Annotated in this window: 14 protein-coding genes; all 14 read left to right on the top strand. The window is 61.9% G+C overall.

Annotated elements, in window-relative coordinates:
* Positions 1–9: 9 nt before the first annotated feature.
* The 14 genes from ACFZ8E_RS07475 (at position 10) to ACFZ8E_RS07540 (ending at position 18,056) form a co-directional block, all read left to right on the top strand.
* Positions 10–351, top strand: coding sequence for a hypothetical protein (locus ACFZ8E_RS07475; RefSeq protein WP_405042485.1), 342 nt, complete (start codon positions 10–12; stop codon positions 349–351).
* A gap of 61 nt (positions 352–412) precedes the next feature.
* The gene (locus tag ACFZ8E_RS07480) at positions 413–1,567 is read left to right on the top strand and encodes a hypothetical protein (protein ID WP_405042486.1); all 1,155 of its coding nucleotides are present in this window, start codon (positions 413–415) and stop codon (positions 1,565–1,567) included.
* 7 nt (positions 1,568–1,574) lie between these two features.
* Entirely contained in the window at positions 1,575–3,257 is a 1,683-nt protein-coding gene (locus tag ACFZ8E_RS07485) for a phage tail tip lysozyme (protein ID WP_405042487.1), read from the top strand.
* Positions 3,257–5,860 (top strand): hypothetical protein, encoded by a 2,604-nt coding sequence (locus tag ACFZ8E_RS07490; protein ID WP_405042488.1) that lies wholly within the window; start codon positions 3,257–3,259, stop codon positions 5,858–5,860. Before ACFZ8E_RS07485 ends, ACFZ8E_RS07490 begins: the two co-directional genes overlap by 1 nt.
* Positions 5,860–6,423 carry a hypothetical protein gene (locus ACFZ8E_RS07495; RefSeq protein WP_405042489.1) on the top strand — a complete coding sequence of 188 codons (564 nt, stop codon included), beginning with the start codon at positions 5,860–5,862 and terminating at the stop codon, positions 6,421–6,423. The genes ACFZ8E_RS07490 and ACFZ8E_RS07495 overlap by 1 nt, the downstream gene beginning before the upstream one ends.
* Positions 6,416–7,984: a hypothetical protein gene (locus tag ACFZ8E_RS07500; protein WP_405042490.1), complete on the top strand. Its 1,569-nt coding sequence runs from the start codon at positions 6,416–6,418 to the stop codon at positions 7,982–7,984. Before ACFZ8E_RS07495 ends, ACFZ8E_RS07500 begins: the two co-directional genes overlap by 8 nt.
* Before the next feature lie 36 nt (positions 7,985–8,020).
* The gene (locus ACFZ8E_RS07505) at positions 8,021–10,069 is read left to right on the top strand and encodes a hypothetical protein (RefSeq protein ID WP_405042491.1); all 2,049 of its coding nucleotides are present in this window, start codon (positions 8,021–8,023) and stop codon (positions 10,067–10,069) included.
* Between the two features lie 119 nt (positions 10,070–10,188).
* Positions 10,189–11,664 carry a peptidoglycan recognition family protein gene (locus tag ACFZ8E_RS07510; protein ID WP_405042492.1) on the top strand — a complete coding sequence of 492 codons (1,476 nt, stop codon included), beginning with the start codon at positions 10,189–10,191 and terminating at the stop codon, positions 11,662–11,664.
* Positions 11,665–11,672: 8 nt separating this feature from the next.
* Positions 11,673–11,930: a hypothetical protein gene (locus ACFZ8E_RS07515; RefSeq protein WP_405042493.1), complete on the top strand. Its 258-nt coding sequence runs from the start codon at positions 11,673–11,675 to the stop codon at positions 11,928–11,930.
* Positions 11,930–12,973 carry a hypothetical protein gene (locus ACFZ8E_RS07520; RefSeq protein WP_405042494.1) on the top strand — a complete coding sequence of 348 codons (1,044 nt, stop codon included), beginning with the start codon at positions 11,930–11,932 and terminating at the stop codon, positions 12,971–12,973. Before ACFZ8E_RS07515 ends, ACFZ8E_RS07520 begins: the two co-directional genes overlap by 1 nt.
* Positions 12,974–13,010: 37 nt before the next feature.
* On the top strand, positions 13,011–13,937 hold the full coding sequence (locus ACFZ8E_RS07525; RefSeq protein ID WP_405042496.1) for a DUF5309 family protein: 927 nt from the start codon (positions 13,011–13,013) through the stop codon (positions 13,935–13,937).
* Positions 13,938–14,005: 68 nt separating this feature from the next.
* A complete protein-coding gene (locus tag ACFZ8E_RS07530) occupies positions 14,006–14,353 on the top strand; it encodes a hypothetical protein (RefSeq protein WP_405042497.1) in 348 nt (115 codons plus the stop codon).
* 14 nt (positions 14,354–14,367) lie between these two features.
* Positions 14,368–14,994, top strand: a complete 627-nt coding sequence (locus ACFZ8E_RS07535) for a hypothetical protein (protein WP_405042498.1) — start codon at positions 14,368–14,370, stop codon at positions 14,992–14,994.
* Positions 14,991–18,056 (top strand): beta strand repeat-containing protein, encoded by a 3,066-nt coding sequence (locus ACFZ8E_RS07540; RefSeq protein WP_405042499.1) that lies wholly within the window; start codon positions 14,991–14,993, stop codon positions 18,054–18,056. Before ACFZ8E_RS07535 ends, ACFZ8E_RS07540 begins: the two co-directional genes overlap by 4 nt.
* Positions 18,057–18,059: the final 3 nt, after the last annotated feature.

The following is an 18,059-nucleotide window of genomic DNA, read 5'->3' on the forward strand; positions in this document are numbered from 1 at the left end:
AAATAGGGGGTGATCACCCCCTATTACACCCAGCACATCCGCACGCCGGAAACCCTCATCTACGCGGACCCGGCCCACCGCTACTCGGTTTGGCAGCACATGGTCAGCGTGGATGGGGAATGGTTGGTCTTCGTCCATTCCTACGTGACCGATTGGAAACCCTCGACGCTTCGCGCCATGCGCGCGTCCTTCGCAGCGATCCGGCCTCAGCTCCCCCCGGTGATCGCGTGCATGCCGTTTCGGCCTGATCGGACCTTCCACCACTTCATCACGGCCTTCGGATTCGAGCAGTTCGGCACAGCGCCATGTTCGGATGGTCCCGACCGCCCGCTGTACTTCCACTTCAGATAAAAGCTTTCGAATAAATATCCGTCATATGCATCACAGATAGTTGGTGCGCGCAAAGGACGAGATGGGAAGCTCCACCACTGAAACCAAATCAAGCAGCTCGTCGGATACCACCCCGTGGGCACCGCAGCAGCCGTATATTCTCTCCGGCCTCGCCGATGCGAAGTCGATTTACGACAAGCGCAACGCGGCAGGAAACTACACGGGCGATTTCGTCGCAGCTCCGAACAAGGACCAGTATCAGAGCTTCAACGATGCGCTGGGCTGGGCCAACGGTGCGGCGAAGGATTTCTCGAATCAGCAGCTCAACCAGGGGAACGCGCTCTACAACGCTGGTATGGCGACCCAGAACGCCGCGACCCAGGGTCTCGCTAACTGGACCTCGACCGACCACACCCAGGCGAACATCGACAAGGCCAACCAGTACGCCAGCGCTCAGAACGTTGACGGACAGGTGCAGGCGGCGATGCGCGACCAGTACCGGCTGGCCTCCGAGAACACCCTTCCGACGCTCTACCGTCAGGCATCGGGCACCGGGAATCTGAATTCCGATCGGACCGCGCTCGCACAGGGCGTTGTCGATCGTGGTCTCGCCGAGAAGTCCGCCGACCTGTCCGCGACCATCCGCTCGAACCTGTTCAACCAGGGTCTGGCGATGACCAACAACGAGAACCAGCAGAACCTGTCCGCGCTCGGCACCCTCGGGACGCTCGGCACGAACAACCTCAACATGGGCATGACGGGTCAGAACAACGGCTTCACCGATTACGGCAAGGCGTTGGGTGCTCAGCAGGCGGCTTCGTTCGGTCTTCAGGGCCTGAACCAGAACGTCATCGACAACGACAAGGCGAAGTGGATGTCGAACTACTCGTTCGACCAGAACAACCTCAACGATTACTGGAAGATTGCTGGTGACGTGAAGGGTACGCACACGGATTCCACCGGGACGCAGACGACGACTTCGACGCCAAGCCTCGGATCGCAGATCGGTCAGGGTATCGGCATCTTCGGATCGCTGTTCTCGGACGCACGATACAAGGTCGTGCTGTCTGATGGTCCGGTCGGCTCGTGGAAGGGTTTCCCGACCTACCGCTACGCCTACACCTTCGCCCCGAACGATATTCACGAAGGTCCGATGGCGCAGGATATTGCTGCGGCTCGCCCGGATGCTGTGTCGGAAGTCTTCGGCAAGCTGATAATCGACACCAGCGTTCTCTAAGGATACCATGGCAGACTTCGATTACTCCGGCTACGACTTCGCAAACGACCCGAACGCGGTCGCAAAGGCCACCTACGCGCGGCTTCAGTCGCTCGGCGTGGCGCCGCAGACCGCCGCGGGTGCCCTGGGCTCGCTCATGGGTGAATCCGGCTCGCGCCTGAACACTTCGGCGATCAACAAGGGCGACGGCGCGGACGGCTCGAACAGCATCGGCATGGGCCAGTGGAATGCAGACCGCGCCATCGCGTTGCAGAACCGCGCTCAGCAGATGGGAACCAAGGTCGAGGACCCCCGTGCTCAGATCGAGCATATCGCGGGTGAGCTGACCGGGACGCACAAGCACGTTCTCGCCGCGCTGAAGGAAGCCGGTGACGATCTCGGCAAGGGCACCGACATCTGGACGCGTCAGTACGAGGTGCCGGGCGATCCCGACGCGACCATGTACAAGCGCGCCTCGAACGGCCTGAACTTCTACAACAACGTCGGCCGTCTCATGGACCCGGCGACCACCGGTTCGATCAACACGGTGAAGCCGCCCGCGCGTCCCGCCGACACCTCGGTGTCCGAGGACGGTGCGGCAGCTCCGGCCGGTGCGATCTTCAACCGCAATCCGATGGCTCAGCAGGCGGTCGCGAACAGCCCGGCACAGCTCGGTCCGGCCGAACAGCCGGGCGGTGGAATCCTCTCGCCTTCGTTCTGGTCTGGCAAGGGCGGCGGCTTCGCAGGCATCAACAACATCTCGGACCTGGGGAACCGGCTCGAAAAGGTCGGTGGCTGGCTGAATCCCGCCGCTGCGGCTGGCGCTGCGTCGATCCAAGGTGCGCAGACGAGCGCGCTCACCGCAGCGTCCAACATCGAGGCTCAGAAGTTCAATCAGGCCCGCGCGACCAAGAAGGATGCGCAGGAAGAAGCCGACAAGAACAACCCGGAGACCACGGTGTCCACGGCTCCGTCCGGCAAGGCGTTGCTGGTCACCCGCAAGAAGCCCAACGGCGACATCTCGGTGGACACGATTCCGCTCACCTCGGACGCGATCAAGGATGATGGTGAGGGCAAGACCGCCAAGGGTGAGAAGCCCGCACCGGCAAGCATCCTGAAGCTCGAAAACGACCACAAGAAGGGTTTCTCGTCTTCGGTCGATCTGGTCGATAACATCGACGACGTTGTGAAGGCGATCACCACGGGCAAGGTCTCGATGGATGCGGTCTCACAGGGTCTCGGATACCTGAAGAACCACACCGACAGCGCCGACTACAACGCACAGATTCTGAAGAAGGCCAAGTCTGCGATCATGCAGTTGGCTCAGCAGCGCGTGAAGCTCGAAGGCGGAAGCCCCTCGGACTTCCGGATCAAACAGGCCGAAGCCTCGATCCTTCCGTCCGGTGGCGAGTACGACACCACGCAGGTTCTCGAAGCTCTCGTTCGCGCGCGTCGCGTCCTCACCGGGAATCTTCGTGATTCCGCGTCAGGTCTCGGCTCGATCTACACGCAGCATCCGTCGCTCGGAAAGGCGATCATGCCGGGTTCGACCTCCGGAACCGGTGAGTTCTACCTTCACCGCTACGGCGACATCACGAAGGACGACGAGAACTATTACAAGTCCGCCGAGGACTTCGTGAAGAAGCGCAACACGACCAATTCCACCAAGGGCCGTCCGGACATGAACCGCGCGATGCCGGGGCTGTTCTGATGTCGGATATCATCGCTGAAGGCGTCGAACGTGCCCGATCCAAGGGCATCGACGACATCAAAATCCTCGACAGCATCTCCCAGGGCGACCAGGGGGAGCTGTACCGCGACGGCATCGCTAAGGCGCGTGAGAAGGGCATCGAACCGGCCAAGATCGTGGATTCGATCGTACAGGGTCGGGCGAACCTGAAGGAAGACGCGCGCGCCAACCAGACCTGGGGGGAATGGGCTGGCGATATCGGCAAGGGCCTGATCCACGGGGTCGGCGCTCAGATCGGGAACGTGGGTTCGACCCTTCAGGCCCCGGCGGATGCGCCCCAGGCGGAACAGACCGGGCTGGCGAATCAGGCGTCTGAGAAGCTGATGGGCGCCGGTCAGGCGATCCAGAACATGACCCCTGGGTACGAGCCCGGTGGAGCCACGTGGAATCCCTCGACGTGGCCCAAGGCCATCGCGGAAGCAGCTCCGGCCATCGCCGGGTATCTCGCTGCGGCCCGTGCCGGTGCCGCCGTGGGTAGCACCGCGGGCATGCTGGGCGGACCCTTCGCGGAAGTCACCGTCCCGGTCGGTGCCGTCGTCGGCGGCCTCGGTGGCATGGGCGTTTACGCGTACGGTCAGAACCGCGGCGTCAACGCGACCGCGCACGCGAACGAACGCGGGCTGAACTTCCCGGAGAAGCAGGACTTCGACCGCACGCTTGCGCCGACCATCGCTCAGTCCGCGCTGGATGCCGGTGCGACCGCCGCGGGTGGTCTCGTCGGCAAGGTCGCCGGAAACGCCCTCGGTGCGGGTGCGGACAAGATCATCCGCGGCGCGGTCGGTGACGGCGTAACCGGCAAGATCGCCGGGACCGTCCTGAATGGTCCGAATCCGATCACCGGAACCGGTGTGAAGGGCTTGGTCAACACGGGCGCACGCGTCCTCACCACGGATGCGGCGCTCGCCGCTCAGGGTGCGGGCGATTCGGCGATCCACGATTTCGCGGCGACCCGCGACAACGAGGGTGGTCCGTCGATCTCGTTCGACAAGGCGCTTCAGGCGGCCAAGGAAGGCGCGATCCTCGGGACGGCGCTTCGTGGCGCGCGCTCGGCTGGCTCGCTCCACGCGGCGGCGAAGTTCCGCGGTGGTGATGCGGAAGCGCTCGATCGCGTCGCCAACCACATGAAAAGCGACGACTTCCCGGTCGATGTCGCGGACCCGAAGAAGGCCGAGCTGGCTCTCTCGATGGCGAAGGACCTGTACAAGAAGCGCGTGAAGGAAGCCGCAGCTCCGGCGGAAGGCGAAACCGGCCTGACCGGTCGTCAGCAGGATGCCGTGGATTCCACGATGTCCCTGCTGAAGCGCGGCGGCACCCTCGAAGGCAAGCAGCTCGCGTCCCTGAAGGACACGCTGAGCGATGCCCCGAAGGTTGTCGAAGAAATCCGCAACCTGAACGCCGTGAACTTCATGGCGGACCGGTCGGGAATCACCCCGGAGCCGAAGGCGTCCCTCGGATCGGTCCTGAAGGCGGCCAAGCACCCGTTCGCGCTCGGTGGACTCGGTTCGGTCGGCCTCGAAGCGGCCATCCACGGCGCGGGTGGTCTCGGACTGGCGACGCTCGGCACCGCGGGTGGTGTCGGTGCGGCGGCCTATCTCGGTGCGAAGACCCTGGGTCACCTCACGGGAATCGCCGAGAACAACAACCGTCCACTCTCCCGGATGATGGATCGCTTCGGCGACCGTCAGGGCGCCCCCATGGGTCCGGTCGGAAGCCTGTCCGATCCGATGACGGCCGCTCAGCAGGTCATCGCCACGCAGCGGGCGCGTGAGGCGCTTGCAACGGCTCAGGCTGCTCAGGGTGCCCCGCGGGCTCCGGAGCCGTCCCAGGCCCCCCAGGGCGCTCCTATGCCCCATCCGGAAGCCCCGCCGATCCCCGCGGCCGAACCGGTCGCCGCTGAGCCGCATCCGGCGCTCGCCGAAGCCATGGGCGGCATGGCCGCACCGATGGTGATGCAGTCGAGCGGTCCGCGTCGTTCCGCACCGGCTCCGGCAGTCGAGGCCGCGCCGATCGGCGACATCCACGCGGAGATCGCAGCTCAGGCGAAGGCCGAAGGCCAGCCCCTGCTGGATGTCTACGGTCAGCACCTGCGGTCGGCCTTTTCGGTCGCGAAGAACGATCGGATTCCTGAGCCGGTCCGGGCACGCGCTGCGGCGGATGCGGTCGAGCTGAAGACCGCCATGGACAAGCTCGGTGAAACCGCCTCGCCGGAAGCGATGAAGCGCGCACGCTCGCCGCTGGCCCAGGAAGAACCCGCACCGGGTTACGAGCCGGTCTTCAGCGACCTGCGTGGATTCACCCGCGAAGGCGCTGCTTACGCGCGCTCGGCCGGTCCGAGCTACCGCGCGGCGATGTCCCAGGCGGCAGCTCCGGCCCAGGCGGAAGCGGCGACCGCGAAGTTCCTTAGCGGATTCCCGACCAAGCCGGATGCGGAACTCGCGTCGAAGAAACTGGCGCAAAACGGTCTGTTTGGGGCGATTACTGCTAAATCCAAGGCAGGTGCGCTCAACATGGCGCACAAACATGGAAAGACGGGTCGTCCCCGCGGTCGCCCGAAGAAGAAGTAATGCAGCTCAATGCCATCGGAGGCGGGCGTTACATCGAAGTGATCGATGGCGCGCTCGCCTTCGTCCCGAAACCGAAGCGGATCGGGCCGTTCAACACCAGACCACGCAAGCGTCGCCCGGCCAAACCATTGGTCCGCGCCGAACGCGGGTACGGGCCGATGGGTAAGCTCATGGCGACCCCAGGCTATCGGGAATGGTTGAGCCGCGAACACAAGCACATGGCCGAACGCTGCAATAGTGTTCGCGGTCGCCAGCGCGGTCTGATGGATGGTGTCGGGCTCGAAAACCTGCCCGCGATCAAGAAACAAGCGGAGATTATCGCGATGACTGAATTCGAAGAACTTTGCACGGCGCTCAATGAACACGATCCGGTCGTCGCGTACGCGATGAAGCAGATTCTGATCATGCTGAACGAGCCCGGCGGCACGCGCGACAAGCACGCGCTGATCCGCACCTTGCTGGAATACCGCAAGGCCAAGCCTGCGGCGGCCTCCACGGTCACCGTCACCAACACCCAGGACACCTGGGCTACCCTGATCTCTGGCCCGGAGTCCAATGACTGAAGCTGAACTTCGCCAAAAGTTGGCGACGAACTTTGCTTTCTACGCGGAAAACTTTGTCAAGATTAGAACCAAGGACGGTGAGATCAGGAACTTCAAGCTGAACAAGGTTCAGCGCGATCTTCTGGAACTCGTCGAAGCTCAGATACGCACCACCGGCAAAGTCCGGATCGTCATCCTGAAGGCGCGTCAGCAGGGCCTGTCCACCTTCGTCTCCGCGTATCTGTACTGGTACCTCAGCCATCATCGGGCCAAGAAGGGTCTCGTGGTCGCGCACGTCGCGAAATCCACGCAGTCCCTGTTCGACATGTACCGCCGCGTCCACGGCGACATGGACAAGCGGCTGAAGCCTTCGACCTCCTACGCGGGTCGAACCGAACTGTTCTTCGACAAGCTCGACACCGCGCTGGCGATTGCGACCGCGGGTGGTGACGGCATCGCGCGCGGTGAGACGATCACCCACGCCCACCTGTCCGAGGTTGCGTTCTGGCCCAAGGGCTCGGCGCACGAAAACCTCAACGCGCTGATGCAGGCGATTCCGGGAAACAAGGAGACCGTGGTGTTCGCCGAGAGCACCGCGAACGGTGTCTCCGGGCCTTTCTACGACCTGTGGAACGCCGCGGTGAACGGCACCAACGGATTCATCCCGTTCTTCTCCCCTTGGTACGATTCCGCGGAATACACGATCGACGGTCCTGTCATCCCTCCGATGCAGATGACGGTCGAGGAAGTCGATCTCGCCGCGCGCGGCGTGAGCAACGGGCAGCTTCTGTGGCGCCGACAGAAGATCGCTCAGAACGGCCGCGACGCCTTCATGCAGGAGTACCCGTCGTCCGCCGACGAAGCCTTTCTGACTTCGGGAAGCCCAATCTTCTCCCCGTCCGCGCTCACCGACCTGATGGCGAACGCCAAGGATATCATCACGCGCGAACGCTTCACGGTCGAGAACGAGTGGATCGAAGATTCCCGCGGTGAGCTGTTCCTGTACCACGACTACGACAAGGCATCGACCTACTACATCGGAGCTGACGTTTCGCAGGGTACGGGTCGAGACTTCAGCGTGGCGCAAATCCTCGACGAGGATAAGCGACAGGTTGCGATCTGGCGCGGCAAGGTCGATCCATTCCGCTTCGCCGACATCCTGTGTTCACTCGGTGAACGATTTAACTTCGCCCGGATCATCGTCGAAAACAACTCGATGGGCTTCGGTTGCGCGGCTCATCTTGGCACGCATCTGCATTACGACAACATCTATTACACGATGACCGAAGGCAAGGCGAACGTCAAAGAGACGAAGACCTTCGGATTCCGGACCTCAGCTCAGACCAAGCCGATGATTGTCGCCGGTCTGCAAGAGGCGATCCGCATGGGTGAGATCGAGATCAACGATCGCATCACCCTGTCGGAATTGCAGACGTACATCACCACGGATTCCGGTCGAATGGAAGCAGAGTCCAATTGCTGGGACGATACTGTGATGTCGTTGTGCCTCGCGAACTATGTCCACACCGGTAAAGTCCAGCCGATCAATGTTACGGACGAGTATTACGTCAGGGCGATCTAAATAGATCACCTCATATTGAATGATTTTAAGGACCGGATGGACAAGAATGGCCTGACAGACGATCAGATTGTTGCACTGTGCGAGACGAAGATCGCTGATGCAGTAGGCTGGAATTCGTCCAAGCTCAGCAAGGAGCGTGAGCGCGTCACCGATTACTACAACAGTCTGCTCCCGAAGCGAATCCACGCAGGTTCGACTTCGTACGTGTCTCCGGAGGTCTATATCAAGGTCAGCCAGATGCGGAACCAGATCGTCGAGACGTTCAGCGGCTCCGATCGGTTGGTTTCGTTCGACGCGTTCCATCCCCAGGATGAGATGAGCGCGCGGGCACAGACCGAATACTGCTCCCACGTGCTGTTCAAGGACAATCCCGGCCACGCCATCCTCCGTGACGTGATCCACGATGGCCTGATGGCGCGTGTCGGTGTGGCCCGCGTCGCTTGGGAGAAGATCGAGGGCGAAGGCGAGGAATACGAGTTCAGCAACGTCACCCAGGACGAGATGGACGCGCTGCGTCAGAACCCGGCGTTCAGCGACATCCAGGCGGCTCAGGACGAGTACGGCATCTATTCGGGCCGTCTCGTGGAGACCAAGGAAGGCGGTCGCATCGTCGTCGGGAGCGTGAATCCGGAGGAATTCTTCATCGAGCCTCAGGCGAAGATGCTCTCGCCGGAATACTACTGCGGCACTCGTACGGTGAAGACGCTCGCCTGGATCGAGACCAACTATCCGGGCAAGACCAAGGGCCTGGAGAGCTACAACTTCGAGGACGATCTGGCCCTTCGGAACTCGCCGGAGCTGATCGCCCGGTTCCAGGGCACGGATTCCGGGGTGAGCTACAACAGCCCGGACGCGACCGATGCCGCCGATCCGATGACCCGTCCGGTCCTGATCAACGAGCTGTTCATCAAAATCCGCCGCGAAGGCGACATCACCCCGTCGCTCCATCGCGTGGTGACGTGCGGCAAGGTGATGCTGGAATGCGAGAAGATCGCCCGGCTCCCGCTGATCGCCTTCGTGCCCCTGCCGATCCCGCACGCGTTCTACGGCGACTCCTTCGCAGCTCGGATGATCCCGTTTCAGGATATCGCGACCTCGACGGCCCGTCAGGTGCTCGACCACGCGGCGATCACCAACAACCCGCGCCTTCTGGTGAAGACCGGCTCGCTGAAGAATCCGCGCGAGCTGTTGGAAAACCGCCTCGGTGGCATCGTCAACGTGTCCAGCCCGGACGCGATCATGCCGATGCCGCAGACCGCGCTGAATCCGTACATCTTCTCCCTTGGTCAGGCGATGCAGGCCAAGTCCGAGGAAGTCACGGGCATCTCGGCGCTGTCCCAGGGTCAGAACAAGGATGCGGTTTCGCAGCAGAATTCGGCCGGTTTGATCGAACAGTTGGTCAATATGGGTCAGGTTGGTCAGAAGCAGATCGCGCGAAACTTCGCCGAACAGTTCCTGATCCCGCTGTACGAGATGATCTCCGAACTCGTCATCCTGAACGAGAGCGAGGCGCGTCAGCTTCAGGTGACCGGTCAGGTCATCACCTGTGACCCCGCTCAGTGGGTCGCCGGTCGCACGTGCTCGGCCTCCCCGCACCTCGGTTACGGTGAGCGCGACGCGAAGGCCCGCAAGGTCGTCGATTTCATCAGCCGGGTGAAGGAAGGCGGCGGCGGCAAGTTCATGGGCGACCAGGGCGATTACGCCGTGATCGAGTACCTGATGAGCCTCGATGGTGAGCGGAACCTGCTCCAGAGCTTCTTCCCGATCACCCCGGACAAGATTCAGCCTGCCCAGCCCGATCCGATGATGATCGCGGAAGTCGAGCTGAAGAAGGCCCAGGCCCAGGCGCACGTTCAGGACGCACAGACCAACGCGAAGAAGGTCGATGTCCACGCCGAGTTGGCCGCTGCTAAGCAAAAGCTCGCCGAGATGCAGGCGATGCTGGACAACAAGGTCAAGGAAGAAGGCGAGCACCGCCGGAACATGGAAAGCATGAACCGGATCGACATCAGCCAGCGTGAGATTCACCTGACTGAGCAGGCTCCCGCCGACATGACCAAGGCGATCATCTCGCCGAACGGCTAAATATCGGCATGAAGAAGCCGATCAAATCAGTCAAGCCGATGAAGAACATCAAGGGTCAGAAAGCACAGAAGTCGCTTTCTGGCCCGAAAGCCATGAAAGGCATGAAGGGGGACCGGTAAGTGGATTACGTCGATATTTCGGATCAGGCGAAGTACCGCCGCGGTCAGCTTAGCACCCCTCAGGGCTTGATCATCCATCACACCGCGGGTGGTTCCACCCCCTCCAGCATCATGAACACGCTGAATCAGCGTGGCCTGGGTGTGCAGTACGTGATGGATCGCGATGGCGTGGTCTACCGGACGCTTCCCGATGGCGCCAAGGGCGCGCACATGCTGCCCGGTTCGAAGTTCGAGAATTCGGCCAACCGAAATCTGAACAATTCAAATGCGATCGGCATCGAAATCATTGCGAAGAACAACAAGGATTTGACCCCGGCTCAGATGAAGGCCAGCCAGTCCTTCATCAACGACATGCAGACGAAGTACCCGTCGATCGGGAACAACATCTACGGTCACGGTGAGGTCAATCCGGGCCACAAGGAAGCCGACGAAGGCATGGGTCCGGTAAGCGCGTATCGCGCGGCGTCCGGCGCACCCGGCACAGCTCCGAATCAGGCCGCGATCACCAAGCACCTTGCGAGCTACAACCCGGAAGCCTCGACCCCTGTGGCGGCAGCTCCGGCGGCTCCGGCTGATCCGGCCAAGCCCGCTGAGCGCCCGATGCTCACCGAGTTCTCGCTTCCCGGCAAGGGCTCGTACGCGCTCGAAGACGGCATGGTGGTTCCCAAGGAGACGGGTTCGCCGAAGGCGTTCGCCTCGACCCCGCTGGTGTCCCAGAACCAGAGCATCCCCGGACAGGCCGCAGGCTTCAACGGCGCGAATCTCGGCCCGTCGAGCACCGGCTTCTCCGGCACGTCCGGCTCGATCGTCGATCAGGCCAAGCAGATGGCGTCCACCGGTCAGATGGGCGGCCTGATGGGCAAGCTCCAGACGCTGGCCTCGGGTGGGTCCGATGTGGCGAAGTCGATGATGAACGCGCTGATCACCCCGGCCTACGGGGCGACCCGTGACGAGGTGCCGAAGCCGCTGGTCCCGCCGGTCACCCCGGCGGCCACGAATCCGGCCCCGCTGGTCCCCACGGCACCGACCACGCCGGTCACCCCGCCGACTCCGAATGCCGCCGCAGCTCCGGCCGACAACCCGCTGATCGTTCGCGGCATCCGTCCCCAGGAGCCGGTCAATCCGTTCACCGGGCTCCAGCCGCAGACGACGCCGCTCCCGCCGACCCGCCCGGCGGATTCCGAGCTTTTCGCTCAGCCGACCGACCAACCGAAGGCACAGTCCCAGGGGACGATCTTCGGGGCGAACTACCACGGACCGGACAGTGGCATGATCAACGTCGCGATGGGTGCGAAGCCGGACTTCAACTCCGGAATCCAGTCGAAGCAGACCTTCGGGGATTGGCTGACGCCGCAGCAGCCCGCGCAGCCGCCCGCACAGCAGCCGATCGGTCAGTTCGACCCGCTCACCGGTCAGTCGCTCCAGAACAACGCGGGTTCGGGCTTTATGGGCTTCCTCGGCGGCCTGTTTGGTTAAATACCTTCGTGACTGAAGATGAAATCATCGCTCGTGGCTCCCAAGCCACGATCATTCTCAATGATGAGCGGATTATGTACTTCTTCGATGAGATGAAGTCGCTGATCAAGGATGCCACCTTCAACACCGAACCGGGCGAAACCGTTGAACGGGAACGCCTCTATTATCAACTTCGGGGCATCGAAGATGTCCTCAACACCATGCTTGGCTATTCAGCCAAAGCCGAGGAACTACTCGCTGCCCATAGCAGCACTGAGGTCGATTGATGACTGAAGCTATCCGAGAGGACGCTTTTGAAGCAGGCGGGGCTGATCCCGCCGATCTGTTCTTCAACCGTATGCAGGACGCGGACACGCTATCCGAGAACGAGAACGAAGACGAAAACCACGACGATCATGACGCAGGCACCGATGAGGATGCGGACGCGGATGAGGGCGCCGATGAGGCTACCCAAGACGACGAAGACGCTGATGAATCGGAATCCGATGAGACCGTAGAGACCAAGGCGGAGAAGGCTCCCGTCGAGATCACCGATGACGCTGTGCTGAAGCACAAGGTCGATGGTGTCGAGATGACCTTCACCGGACGTGATCTGAAGATTCTTGCCGGTCGCAATGCCGTCATCCAGCGGAAGGAGCAAGAAGTTGCTGATCTCCGCAAGCGCGCTGAAGAAATTGGCGGAGTCGCTACGGCCACTCTGAAGCATCTTCGCGAACAGGCTCTGGAACGATTCAAGCCGTTTGAAGGAACCAACCTCCTTCTGATGTCGAAGCATCTGTCCGCCGACGAACTCGCCATCGTGACCGAACAGGCACAGAAGGCGAAGGCGGAACTCGACTATTTCGACAACGAACTTGAGAACGTTTCCAAGCGCAATCAGGAAGACGAAGCCACTCGCAAGAGAGCTGAGGACGCTCAGCTCAAGGAGTCGGCGGAAGCTTCTTGGAAGCAGTTGAGCGATCCGAACACCGGCATCCCTGGATGGGGCATGCAGATGTACAACGATCTGCTTGGCTACGCCATCGGTGACCGCGGTCTCAACCGCGAGATGGTTTTGACGCTCCACGATCCTGTCGCTTGGCAGATGATCCACGATTCCTACACCCTGCGTAAGGGTAAGAAGGTTCTGGAACAGAAGGCCAAGCCTGTCGCAAAGACCGGCCAGACCAAGATTATCAAGTCGTCGGGCACCGTCGCATCCGAGATGGCAAAGCCATCCAACGACGCAAAGCTCATGAATCGCCTTCGCCAGACTGGTGATGTCGATACGGCTGCTGATCTATTCCTCGCGCGCGCCACTCGTAAGTAAATAGTTACAATCAAACCCTTTTCTTTGAGGTATTACAGTGTCCGCTCTTAGTTCCTACGAAATCGTCGGTAAGAAGGAAGATATTTCCGACGTTATCTCGAACATCTCCAATCGCAAGGTTGCTTTCACGACCCTGATCAAGGGTCCGGTGAAGGTCAACAACACGCTGTTCCAGTGGCAGGAAGACGCGCTCGCGGCTCCCGACCTGAACAACGCCGCAGTCGAAGGCGCGACCTTCGTCGATGCGAACCTGACCCCGACCGTCATGCGTAACAACTACACGCAGATTCTGACGAAGACGGTCAACGTCGCTGAGACCACGGATGTCGTCGGCACCTACGGCCGCGCGAAGCAGATCGCGTACGAGCTTGGCAAGAAGTCCGAGGAGATCAAGATCGATCTTGAGTCGATCTATCTCTCCGGTCAGACCGCCGTTGCTGGTTCGTCTTCGGTTGCCCGCAAGATGAACTCGTTCCAGGCCCAGGTCGATGCCTCGCTGCGTTACGCAACCGGCGGCGCCACCACGACCCCGGCCCTGGCTGACATCAAGACGGCCCAGCGTGACCTCATGGGTTACGGCGCTCGGATCAACACCGTGCTGCTCCCCTACACGGACGCTGATGCCCTCGCTGGCTTCACGACCACGCCGAACGGCAAGTTCGTCCGTCAGATTCCGAACTCCGGCGCGGCTTCCGAGGGCATCGTCGATGTCGTCGATTTCACCGTGACGCAGTACGGCCGCGTTGACTACGTGCTCTCGATCTTCGCGCTCTCCACCGACTGGTTCCTGTTCGACCCGGCCATGTGGGAGAAGAAGGTTCTCCGTCCGTGGACCCGCGAAACCCTCGCGAAGACCTCGGATTCGACCCGCATGTCGATCGTCGGTGAGTACTCGCTGGCTCACAAGAACCAGAAGGCTTCCGCCGTCATCCGCAAGGTCACCGGCACCAACGGCAAGTTCTGATCCTCGGATCAGGCACCAAGAGAACCGGCCTACGGGCCGGTTTTTTTATGCGCCGTTCTAAATACGGCATGCAGTTATTCAACAAACCCAAGTTCCACCGCGTCGTTTACAACTTCAAGGACGACTCGTCCGGCGATGTCGTGATCAAGTCGGAACAGCACATTCCGCAGTCGTTCTTGGATGCCCGCAAGGCCGAACGCGACGCCGCGGACGCCAAGGGGCACATCGGCGACGACATGCGGGTGTTTTCGGTGCCGACCTTCCTTCTCCGCAAGTGGAAGGCCGAGGATGGATTCGATCCGATGGCTTGCCGCGAAGCAGATGACGAAACGTCGATGGAATTGCTTCGTGAAGCACGCCGTCGCCTGATCGCGGAAGGCTATTCGCACTTTCTGAACACGAACAAGACCTTCTAAAGGAGGCCGGACCCATGCCCATCACCCTCGGTGATATTCGAGCACGTGTCATCGATTCGCTGAAGCGACGCGATGTTCCGCTGGCGACCCTCGATCGCTTCATCACGGACGGCATTCGCCGGATTCAGTTCAACCTGCGCACGCCGCTCTCGGAAGCCCAGGCCGAGGTGGTCACGAGTGGTAGCTTCACCGGCAAGGTCAACGTCCCCAACGATCTGCTCAACCTGATCTCGCTTCAGGTGAACGGCATGGAGCTGACCCAGCGCTCGGTGTCCGAGGTGCGTCGCGTTCAGACCCAGGTCGGAATCGGACAGCCCACGTACTACTGCCGCGTCGAGAACCAGTTCCTGATCGCGCCGCTGCCCGGACCGGGCGCGCTGGTGCACATCGACTACCATCAGGACTTCGCCGCGCTCGTCAACGAGACGGACACCAACCCGCTCATCGACGTGTGTCCGCAGCTCGTCACCTGGGGTGCGCTGATCAACGCGGGCGACTGGTCCCTCGATCCGGCTCGTCAGGCCGCGTGGGCTCAGGGCTTCGCCACCGCATTCGCAGAAATTCAGGAGCAGGCCGATCGCGACATCCTGCTGAACGCCTCGATGGCGCCATGCCACGCGATCGATGGAGGTATCCGGTGAGCGGCTTTTTCAGCAATGAGTCCACGGACGACGTGGGCGCGCTCACGATGACCGCAAACAGCATCGTTTCGGAGTCGAGCTTCTTCGCGACCAACCCGGACGGCACGATCGCCAACGCGACGATTCCGTTCGACGGCAAGCTCGATCACTCGGATGCCATGATCGGCCACGTCATCGTGGACAATCAGCCGTCCACGGTGGCGATCGGCTCGATGCCGCCGGTCAGGGGTGTGGTTTCGGTCAGCAACTTCCCGACGACCATCGCGGTGTCCAACCCGCCGGAGACCCAGGCGGTCACCGGTTCGGTCACGGTCGCCGGAACGGTTTCCGTCGCCAACCAGCCCACCGAGATTCGCGTCAACAACGTCGATCCGATGCCGGTGCGCATCGTCGCCTCGGACGTGCAGCTCGGCGGTGGAACCGGTGGCGGCGACGCCTTCGACGGCATCGTTCGGAACACCGTCTCGGCTCCGGTCAACGTGAAGCTGGTCTCCACGGATGTGACCGTGAATGGCTCTGTGAGCCTCGCCAGCGGCAGCAACGTGGGGATCACGGGTCTGGTCGGGATCAGCTCCCTTCCGCCTGTGTCGGGCTCTGTGAGCATCAGCAACTTCCCGGTCGCGCCGACCTCCCTCACGATCAACAACGCGGCGTCCAACCCGGTCCCGGTTGCGCTTCAGAACGCGTCGGTGACGATCGCAAATCCGGTGACCGCGGTCAGCATCACCAACCTGCCGACGAAGCAGAAGATCGACGACACCACGGCGATCCGGGTCGAGGTGACCAATCAGGTCCAGACGGGCGGCTCAAATTCGTTCGACGGAAACGTGACGGTGAAGGCCGGGACCGCGCACATCGGTTCGGTCGGAATCGACGGAACGGTGAAGATCGACACCTCGACGCCGCTTCAGGTAACGGTCACGAATCCGTCCTCCGGCGGCGGCGGTGGCGGCACGTCCTTCAACGGCGTGCTGGCGAACTCGAACGCGACCATCGGCACCGTCAACATCGCCGGTCCGCTCGAAGTCGGTGGTGAGGTCACTCTGACCCCGGACAGCCTGATCCAGTTGACCGCGAATTCGGTGGTCGGGATCAACGACACCAAGCCGATCCGCGTCGAAGTGACGAATCAGGTTCAGACCGGTGGTGGTTCGACCTCGTTCGACGGGAACGTGACGGTCCGCAACGACGTGCTCAACACCAGCGAGCGCGCTTCGATCAAGCGGAGCGTGGCGATGTCCCAGGTTGCCGACACCTACACGGTGATCGACCGCGACGCCTATCAGGGCATCCGCATTCATGTGGTCGATCCGACCGATTGGTCCACGAGGACGATCGACGGTCACCCGTACTACGAGATTTACGGCGGCACGATCTCGTACGTGATCGAGGGCTCGGACGACGAATCCACGTGGACGCAGCTTGGCACCGCGGCGGTCGATCCTTCGCAGGGTGTGATCGGCGATCAGGTCATCTTCGAGAATTCCGAGCCGTACATTCAGGTCCGGTATGTCCGCGTGAAGATCGACCGCAGTTCGCTGTATCTGATCGATTCGAGCACCTACCCTCAGTACACGATCGCGAACTTCCCGGTCGATACTCTCGGACTGAGCGCTGATCAGTTCAAGATCGTTCAGGTCGCTCAGAGCGGTAACTTCTACGTCCAGCCGAGCGGCGGCGAGATGGCCGTTCGCCTGAAGGGCACGGCCGCAAACGGAAGCACGGTCAACCTGGGAACGGACACCGCGCCGGTCTCGGTGAAGGTGGTTTCCGCCGCGACCCAGACCGTCAACGGCACGGTGAGCCTGGGTGCAGGGACCGCGGCGATCGGCACGGTGAATCTCGCCGCTGGTTCGACCGTACGCCTCGACCTCAACAATCAGAACGGCAGCATCCCGGTGACCCAGCAGGGTCCGGTGAGTGCAACGCTAACCAACCCGTTCGACGGTGCGCTTCGTCTCGCCGGACTTGCTGTTTCGAACTCGAATCGTCTCCCCGTGGATGTCGGAAACCCGACCGTTAAGATCACGGCCGCTGATGGAAGTTCTCCCATCCCGGTGGTCGTCAGTAACGCGCTCAAAGTCGAGATCGACGCGGGTGCTAATAAGGCGGGTTCGTACGACTATCCGTTCTACACTGTGTACAAAGGTATCGCGAACGTTACGGTCGCGAACCCGGTCACCTCGGTGACGGTTTCGAACCTGCCCGCGACCCAAGCGGTGAGCATCGCCAACACGGTCAACGTCGCGGGAACGGTCACGATCGCGAACCCGATCAGTTCGGTGTCGATCTCGAACTTCCCAGCCACGCAGACCATCGCGGGTACGGTCACTCTGTCGAACCCCTTCGATGGTGCGCTGAAGCTCGCCGGGAATGCGGTGTCCTCGACCAACCGCCTCCCCGTGGACATCGGCTCGCCGACCGTCTCATTGGCCTCGAACGCGGTCACGGTTTCCGGCTCGGTTGCGATCTCGAACCCCGTCACTTCGGTGGCGGTGAACAACTTCCCGGCGGTCCAGGCGATCAGCGGCACGGTTTCGCTCGCATCCAACGCGGTCACGGTTTCCGGTTCCGTCAACGCGACGATCCAGGGGACTCCCGCGGTCACCGCGACGATCACCGGCACGCCTTCGGTGAACGCCACGATCCAGGGCACCCCTACGGTCACCTTGTCGTCGAACGCGGTGACGGTCTCCGGGTCTGTCGCGGTCTCAGCTCTGCCCACGGTCAACGTGAACACGCATGCGGTCACCGTTCAGGGCGCCGTCACCCAGCAGTACGCGTCGGTCGCATCCTACACCGACCGCTCCGGCAGCATCGCAACGGCTGGCGCGTCGCAGGTGCTGTTCTCAGCGAACGCGAGCCGCGTCGGTGCATGGGTCCAGAACCTTTCGACCGGTGATCTGTACATCAGCGAAATCGGTTCTGCGACCACCGGTGGTTCGAGCCTGAAGATTCCGGCCGGTGGTCTGTACGAGTATCCGGTTCACGGTGTTCCGCAGGGCGCAGTCAACATTATCGGCGCAAACGCCGGACAAGCATTTTCAGCACGTACGTGGTAATTT

The organism is Methylobacterium sp. HMF5984 (genome assembly GCF_045033435.1).
Taxonomy (GTDB): Bacteria; Pseudomonadota; Alphaproteobacteria; order Rhizobiales; family Beijerinckiaceae; genus Methylobacterium.

Coding starts and splice junctions, on each gene's coding strand:
- ACFZ8E_RS07520 (WP_405042494.1), top strand. CDS start 11,930: ATGACTGAAGCTATCCGAGAGGACGCTTTTGAAGCAGGCGGGGCTGAT.
- ACFZ8E_RS07505 (WP_405042491.1), top strand. CDS start 8,021: ATGGACAAGAATGGCCTGACAGACGATCAGATTGTTGCACTGTGCGAG.
- ACFZ8E_RS07535 (WP_405042498.1), top strand. CDS start 14,368: ATGCCCATCACCCTCGGTGATATTCGAGCACGTGTCATCGATTCGCTG.
- ACFZ8E_RS07490 (WP_405042488.1), top strand. CDS start 3,257: ATGTCGGATATCATCGCTGAAGGCGTCGAACGTGCCCGATCCAAGGGC.
- ACFZ8E_RS07495 (WP_405042489.1), top strand. CDS start 5,860: ATGCAGCTCAATGCCATCGGAGGCGGGCGTTACATCGAAGTGATCGAT.
- ACFZ8E_RS07480 (WP_405042486.1), top strand. CDS start 413: ATGGGAAGCTCCACCACTGAAACCAAATCAAGCAGCTCGTCGGATACC.
- ACFZ8E_RS07485 (WP_405042487.1), top strand. CDS start 1,575: ATGGCAGACTTCGATTACTCCGGCTACGACTTCGCAAACGACCCGAAC.
- ACFZ8E_RS07500 (WP_405042490.1), top strand. CDS start 6,416: ATGACTGAAGCTGAACTTCGCCAAAAGTTGGCGACGAACTTTGCTTTC.
- ACFZ8E_RS07530 (WP_405042497.1), top strand. CDS start 14,006: ATGCAGTTATTCAACAAACCCAAGTTCCACCGCGTCGTTTACAACTTC.